Genomic DNA, 6,645 nt, shown 5'->3' on the forward strand with positions numbered 1-6,645 from the left:
TAGATGCCTTCTTCCGTTCTCGCCGGTATGACCCTTCTCGTACTCGGGGAAAGCCACATGAGCCTGGCGGACCACTTGATGGAACCGCTGCAAGCCAACCTGACCCAGCAGGGCGCGATCGTGCATTCGATCGGTGCCTGCGGCGCCAGTGCCGGTGACTGGTTGATTACCAAGAAAGTCGATTGTGGCGCCGAGCAGAAAGGTGACGGCAAGATCGTCATCAAGGGTCGCGAAGCCACCACCACGCCGATCAAGGATCTGATCGCTGCCGACAAGCCTGACCTGGTCGTGCTGGTCATCGGCGACACCATGGCGTCCTACGACAAACCGGTATTCCCCAAAGCCTGGGCCTGGCAGAACGTGACCGCCCTGGCCAAGGAAATCACGGCCAACGGCGCCAAGTGCGCGTGGGTCGGCCCGGCGTGGGGCAAGGAAGGCGGCATGTACAAGAAGAACGACACGCGCACCAAGTTGATGTCGGCGTTCCTGGCGAGCAACGTGGCGCCTTGCACCTACATTGATTCGCTGACGTTCTCCAAGCCGGGCGAGTGGGTGACCACCGACGGCCAGCACTTCACCGTGGCAGGTTACAAATCCTGGGCCAACGCCATCGGTGGCGCATTGGCCAAACTGCCGGCCGACGCGGTCAGCAACAAGGGAGCCAAGCAGTGATGCGTGCCCTGTCTGCGGTGTGTGCCGTGGCGGCGCTGTTTTCCAGCGTGAACGCCCTGGCGGCTGAGTTTGCCCTGTACCCCACCGGTCCCAGCGAAGACGCGGCGTTCATCCGCTTCGTCAACGCCAGCAGCGCGCCGCTGGATGTGATCGCCCAGGCCGGCCAGCCACCGATGCGCCTGGAAGCGGTCAAACCGGTGTCGCTGTTTTTCCCGGTGCAATCGAGCAGCCCGGTCAAGGGCACCCTGGTCAGTGGCGCACAGAAACTGGCCATGGACATGAAGATCGAGCCCGGTGAATTCGCCACCGTGGTTGCGTTGCCGGACGGCAATGGCATCAAGCAAGTCGCCGTGCGCGAGCAGCCGGACGACTTCAACGGCCTGAAAGCCTCGCTGGCGTTCTTCAACGTCGATGCCGCTTGTGCCGACGCGAGCCTGCGTCCTGCCGGGCGTACCGCCGACCTGTTCAAGGCCGTGCCGGTCGCCAGCGTCCAGCGTCGTTCGATCAACCCGGTGAGCCTGTCGGTGCAACTGGTGTGCGCGAACGCCAATGTCGGTGCGCCGCTGGATCTGGGCGAGCTGAAAGCAGGCGAGCGCTATAGCGTGCTGCTGGTGCCTTCGGCCGCCGGGCCGCGTCTTCTGAACGCCACGGACACTCTGTCCCACTGATCGGATTCTGCCGCTGCCATGGTCTTCGCCTCACTCGAGTTCCTGACGCTGTTCCTGCCGGCGTTTCTGCTGGTATATGCCCTGGCCAGACCGGCCTGGCGCAACGTCATCCTGCTGATCGGCAGCTGGCTGTTCTACGGCTGGCTGAGCCCGCTGTTCCTCAGCCTGCACGTGGTCTTGACCATCGTTGCCTGGGTCGGCGGCCTGCTGGTGGATCGCGCCCGCGAGGGTTCAAAAGGGCGGGTGAGGCTGTTGATTGCGCTGATCGTGTTCAACACGGCGGTGCTGTGCTGGTACAAGTACGCCAACATCCTGGCCGGGACCTGGAGTGACCTGATCACTTACTACGGCGCCATGCCGCTGGAATGGCAGCGAGTGGCCTTGCCGGCGGGGTTGTCCTTCATCGTTTTGCAGGCGATCTCCTACCTGGTGGACGTGCATCGCCACACGGTGCCGGTGGAGCGCAGCTTCATCAATTACGCGACCTACATTTCGATGTTCGGCCACTCGATTGCCGGGCCGATCATTCGTTATGACTGGGTGCGCCGTGAACTGAACCAACGCTATTTCAATTGGCAGAATTTTTCGCTGGGCGCGCGCCGTTTCATGATCGGCATGTGCATGAAAGTGCTGGTGGCCGATACCCTGTCGCCGCTGGTGGACGTGGCTTTCCATCTGGAAAACCCGTCCTTTGTCGACGCCTGGATCGGCTGCCTGGCCTATTCGCTGCAACTGTTTTTCGACTTCGCCGGTTACAGTGCCATGGCCATCGGCCTGGGCCTGATGCTGGGCTTTCACTTCCCGGAAAACTTCAACCGGCCGTACCTGGCCAACAGCATCCAGGACTTCTGGCGGCGCTGGCATTTGTCGTTGTCGAGCTGGTTGCGCGATTACCTGTACATCGCCCTTGGCGGCAATCGCAACGGCGCATGGAAGACCTATCGCAACCTGTTCTTGACCATGGCCATCGCCGGCCTGTGGCATGGCGGCGACAGCTGGAATTACCTGTTGTGGGGTTCGGCGCATGGCATCGCCTTGTGCGTCGACCGTTTGTGGTCGCGCTCCAGTCTGCCGAGCGTCCCGCCACTGCTGTCGCACACGTTGACGCTGCTGTTTGTGTTCCTGGCGTGGACCTTGTTCCGGGCTCCGGATTTCCATAGCGCAATGACCATGTATGCCGGGCAGTTCGGCCTGCATGGGTTTGCATTGGGTGAGGCGCTGGCGGTGACGTTGCGCCCGGTCCACGGCATCGCGGCGCTGCTCGGCGTGCTGTACATCATTGCGCCAGTGCTGCAGAGCCGCTATGAGCAACGGCTTGTCGGCCATGCGTTGTTTGCACCGATGCTGGGTTTCCTGCTCGCGTTCGCCCTGGTCGCGAGCCGTGAGTCGGTGCCCTTCCTGTACTTCCAGTTCTGATGACCGCGCCCATGACTTCCTTGTCCCATGCACCGGCCCAATCCAGCGAAGTGACTGCCCCTGTCAGCAAGGCATCGGGTGTGTTTTTCGTGGCTTTTCTGGCGATCGGTTTCGTCTCCTGCGTCTGGCTGCTGTTGAGCGGCAAAGTCGAGATGCTGCCACCCAAGCTGACCCTCGACGATGCGCTGCACGGTGAGATAACCCACAAGGTCGCCAAGCAGCTGTCGAAGGCTGCAGTGCCGGAACAGGCTGCCGACCTGGAACGTGGCGCCAGTTGGTTGCTGCTGCACGACACCGGGCCGCGGGTGCGTTCCGGCTGCCCGGGCTGGCTCTTCCTGACCGACGAGCTGCGCATCAACCGTCATGCTCAAGGCAATGCTGAGGCCAAGGCCGGCGTGGTGCGAGAGATTCAGCAGCGACTGGCCACGCGCGGGATTACGTTGCTGGTGGCTGTGGTGCCGGACAAGAGTCGCATCGCCAGTGCGCAGTTGTGCGACCTGCGTCGTCCGTTGCAATTGCAGCAGCGCGCAGTGGATTGGGTCGATGGGTTGAACAAGGCCGGTGTCGCCGCAATTGACCTTGCGCCGACCCTGCAACCCTTGGGCGCCGATGCCTATCTGCGTACCGATACCCACTGGAGCGAAACCGGTTCGGCGGCGGCGGCCAAGGCGGTGGCCCAACACGTACAAGCCATGGGCATCAGCGCGACGCCACATAAAGACTTCGATGTGAAGGTCCAGGACCCGGCCCGCCGCCCTGGCGATCTGGTGCGTCTGGCCGGGCTGGAATGGTTGCCGGTGACCTGGCAACCGCAGCCGGAAACCGTCGCCGCCACCCAGATCAGCGAAAAGGCTGCCCAGGCGCAAAGCGGTGGCGACAACCTCGATGACCTGTTCGGCGATGACAATTTGCCGAACGTGGCGCTGATCGGCACTTCGTTCTCGCGCAATTCCAACTTTGCCGGTTTCCTGCAACAGGCCCTGGGCGCGCCGATTGGCAACTTCGCCAAGGACGGTGGTGAATTCTCCGGCGGCGCCAATGGTTACTTCGACAACCCGGCGTTCAAGCAGACGCCGCCGAAGCTGGTGATCTGGGAGATTCCAGAGCGGGATTTGCAGACGCCTTACAGTGAAGTCATCAACTGGGCCAAATAAAGGGTGAGGCTGATGGCCTCATCGCTGGCAGGCCAGCTACAGGGTCATGTGTAATCAGTTCGAATTTTGGTCATCTGTGTGTCCGAAGCTCGCCACTCAAGTCCTGCGCAAATTTTCAGGCTGACATAAAGCCTGTGGGAGAACTCGGGGAATGTCACAAATCCGAAGATCCCCCCACACAATTAATTTCCCAAGGCCCACTGCAGCTTAGAACTTGTAAGTTCACTTGAACACTCCTGATTTCCACAATGTTACGAGTAACGCTAAGGCTGCAAATAGTCCAATAGCACTCCACATGAGCACGATGAGTTTGCGCCTGAGTGAAATGGGAAAACTTTCTATATCTCCAGCACCGGCAATGCCGTGCCTCATAAAAAAACTGGGAAATGTAACGACGCTGCAGGCTGAACCCACCAGTTGCAGCTTTCCCCAAGGCCCCTTGTGTATGCGTGTAGAAATGGTTATGAGGGAAGAACTGTTTTTGAAAGAGTTCAGCAACACGTCAGTTTTTGTGTAGCCAAGATATAGAGCAACCGCGAGCCAGACAAACATGCTGACGAGCACTATTCCACATAAACTGCCGACAACCAGTTCTGCGGTAGTCATTTCAAACTCTCATAGACAATTTCGCCTATTATTTCGCCGCCCACCTCACCAAGCGTGCTGCCCGCATAAGAACCAATGCCAACCGCGATGACATTGCACGCCAGCAGACCGACACCTGCTGTGGCTACACCTATCCCGATACAAAGTCCGCCAACTGCAGAAGTAGTTAGCATTGCACCCGCCATGGCACCACCAGTGACCCCTCCAGCAAAACTCCCCGTTTCCGTGAACCTGACTCGCTCACAAGCTTCACTATTTCCCGCCGAACACACATCCTGAACCTTCATCGCCGACGCCCCTCCACCGACCGCAGTGCCGACCCAGCCACCATACTTAAGGTACTTGGAAGCCTTGGCCACACCCTCAAGATGAGTGGCGTATCCCGGTATCTGCCCTACGCCGCCAGCGTCAGTCCAGCGATGGACCAGACTGGGAGGCGAGAGGAACATTGCACGATTCAAATTAGGATGGTCGGGAAAACCGATGCCTTTGCGCGTCAGGCTTGTCAGGTGGCCATCGAGTTGAGCGAGCAGCTTTTGTCGCTCAGCCAGAAACGTCGGTGAGCTCAGATGGCCATCGCGCAGAAATGAATGCTGATGCAGAGCTTCGATTTTTTTCAGGGTGTCGCTGACGTTATCCAGGTTGTTTTTGAAAATGCTCGCCCCGATGCCAATAGCTTTCGAACCTAAGCCCAAAATGGTCTGGATGGCATCACGGTGTTGCACCATGAAATCCGCCTCCTCCGGGGTAAGCGTTTCAAGTATCTGATTAGTCCTGGCCGCCACGTCCATGAGCAAGGCTTCTTCGCGGGTGCACTGATAATTGTTCGGGTCGCTCAGCACAATCATCGAGCCGGCTTTGACGTCGCGCAGGTTGGGATTGAGCAGCTTGAATTTGCCCATCACCGCCGGGTCGCGAAGAGTGAACAACCAGGCTTCGAGTTGTTCGCGGGTGGTGCTCTTGGGCACGATGTAGAAGCCGGGCTCTGCTACCTGCGCACTGTTGCCGAGCATCGACGAAGGAGGGGTTGGCGCAGGCGCGAAGCCTGATGAGCGTGGCACCGGGCTGCTGGTGGCGGGCGCGGCTTGCGGTGTGGCGGTCCGCATGGCGTGCGGCGCAGCACTGCGGCTGGACTCGTAGCTACCGGTAAAAAACGATGGAATCAGCTCAGCTTTGCAGGGGCAGCTGCTGTAGCTGTCCAGCGAGCCTGCCACCAACCTTCCGTTACTCTCGATGTACGAAACACCGCCCTCAATGACGTAGGTTTTGTTGTCCTTGCCACAGGAAACCCGATCCCCCACACGGGCATGGGCAATGCCAAACATCATGACGCTGGTATCGGCCTCCAGAACCTTGCCACCGCAGGTCGTCTTGTCATGCTCGCGAATGAAATATCCCTTTGCCATTGCTGATCTCCCTTTCTATTGGCGCCCCGGTCACGGGAAGCGCGCCACTGATAACGATGCGTTACACCGACTTGGAATGCGTGTGCTGACGCAAAGTACGTGGACAGAAAGGAAACTCAAGATGGCCGAGAAAATCAGGAAACATCCCACAAGCCACGCAGAAAAAGACGACAAAAATTGTGATAGGGCGAACACCCATTCGTGGTTGGTTCGTGAAAAAAATCAAAAAAGGGACATTTAAAACGTGTGGCCTTCGGCCCTATCAACTACTCGGCGGCAGGTCATGCTCTGCTCGTTTGATGGTTGCACCGTTCAGGACTGCACGATAACCTCCCCATCGTCGCTGCCAATTCAGCGACCGGGTGTGGAAACCCGTGTAATTCAAGGCGCAACAGCGCCCCATCACGTCTGCAGGCGCTTTTTTTGTGCCCGCGGCGTGAGTTATGGCGGCTGTGCGTGGGACGTCTTCGGACGTGCCGGTTTCCTTGATTCCCGGTTTTCCACCCCGCGCACAGCTGTCACCCATTCGTGTGGAAACGAACGTGACAGCTCCTCATATCAAGGAGTTGGATAATGAGCAGTATCAATCCGTTTGAAATTTGGCTTTCCCCTCTAAGCAACCCCCAATCCCGCCACACCCGCCACACCCGCCCGCTTCGGCATGGACACCGAGGCCCGTTCCCGGGTCAAAACCTTCACCGCATCATCCACCACCGCCTTGCT

6 protein-coding genes are annotated in these 6,645 nt (G+C 59.2%); 4 read left to right on the forward strand and 2 right to left on the reverse strand.

The features are described from left to right. The first annotated feature begins 3 nt into the window (after positions 1–3). From JQF37_RS30595 to JQF37_RS30610, 4 genes are read left to right on the forward strand one after another with little or no spacing between them, the layout of a single operon-like run. Entirely contained in the window at positions 4–672 is a 669-nt protein-coding gene (locus JQF37_RS30595; RefSeq protein WP_077186205.1) for an SGNH/GDSL hydrolase family protein, read from the forward strand. Then, positions 672–1,340 carry an alginate O-acetyltransferase AlgF gene (locus JQF37_RS30600; RefSeq protein WP_130211279.1) on the forward strand — a complete coding sequence of 223 codons (669 nt, stop codon included), beginning with the start codon at positions 672–674 and terminating at the stop codon, positions 1,338–1,340. Before JQF37_RS30595 ends, JQF37_RS30600 begins: the two co-directional genes overlap by 1 nt. 18 nt (positions 1,341–1,358) lie before the next feature. After that, positions 1,359–2,756 carry an MBOAT family O-acyltransferase gene (locus tag JQF37_RS30605; protein WP_130211280.1) on the forward strand — a complete coding sequence of 466 codons (1,398 nt, stop codon included), beginning with the start codon at positions 1,359–1,361 and terminating at the stop codon, positions 2,754–2,756. A gap of 11 nt (positions 2,757–2,767) precedes the next feature. After that, complete coding sequence (locus JQF37_RS30610; RefSeq protein WP_189340511.1) at positions 2,768–3,910, forward strand: cell division protein FtsQ; 1,143 nt, start codon at positions 2,768–2,770, stop codon at positions 3,908–3,910. 222 nt (positions 3,911–4,132) lie between these two features. Here the strand turns inward: JQF37_RS30610 and JQF37_RS30615 are convergent, their stop codons facing one another. Next, the gene (locus tag JQF37_RS30615) at positions 4,133–4,516 is read right to left on the reverse strand and encodes a hypothetical protein (RefSeq protein ID WP_130211282.1); all 384 of its coding nucleotides are present in this window, start codon (positions 4,514–4,516) and stop codon (positions 4,133–4,135) included. Next, positions 4,513–5,922 carry a PAAR domain-containing protein gene (locus JQF37_RS30620; protein WP_130211283.1) on the reverse strand — a complete coding sequence of 470 codons (1,410 nt, stop codon included), beginning with the start codon at positions 5,920–5,922 and terminating at the stop codon, positions 4,513–4,515. The genes JQF37_RS30615 and JQF37_RS30620 overlap by 4 nt, the downstream gene beginning before the upstream one ends. Positions 5,923–6,645: the final 723 nt, after the last annotated feature.

Source organism: Pseudomonas sp. MIL9 (genome assembly GCF_016887925.1).
In the GTDB taxonomy this organism is placed as follows: domain Bacteria; phylum Pseudomonadota; class Gammaproteobacteria; order Pseudomonadales; family Pseudomonadaceae; genus Aquipseudomonas; species Aquipseudomonas mohnii.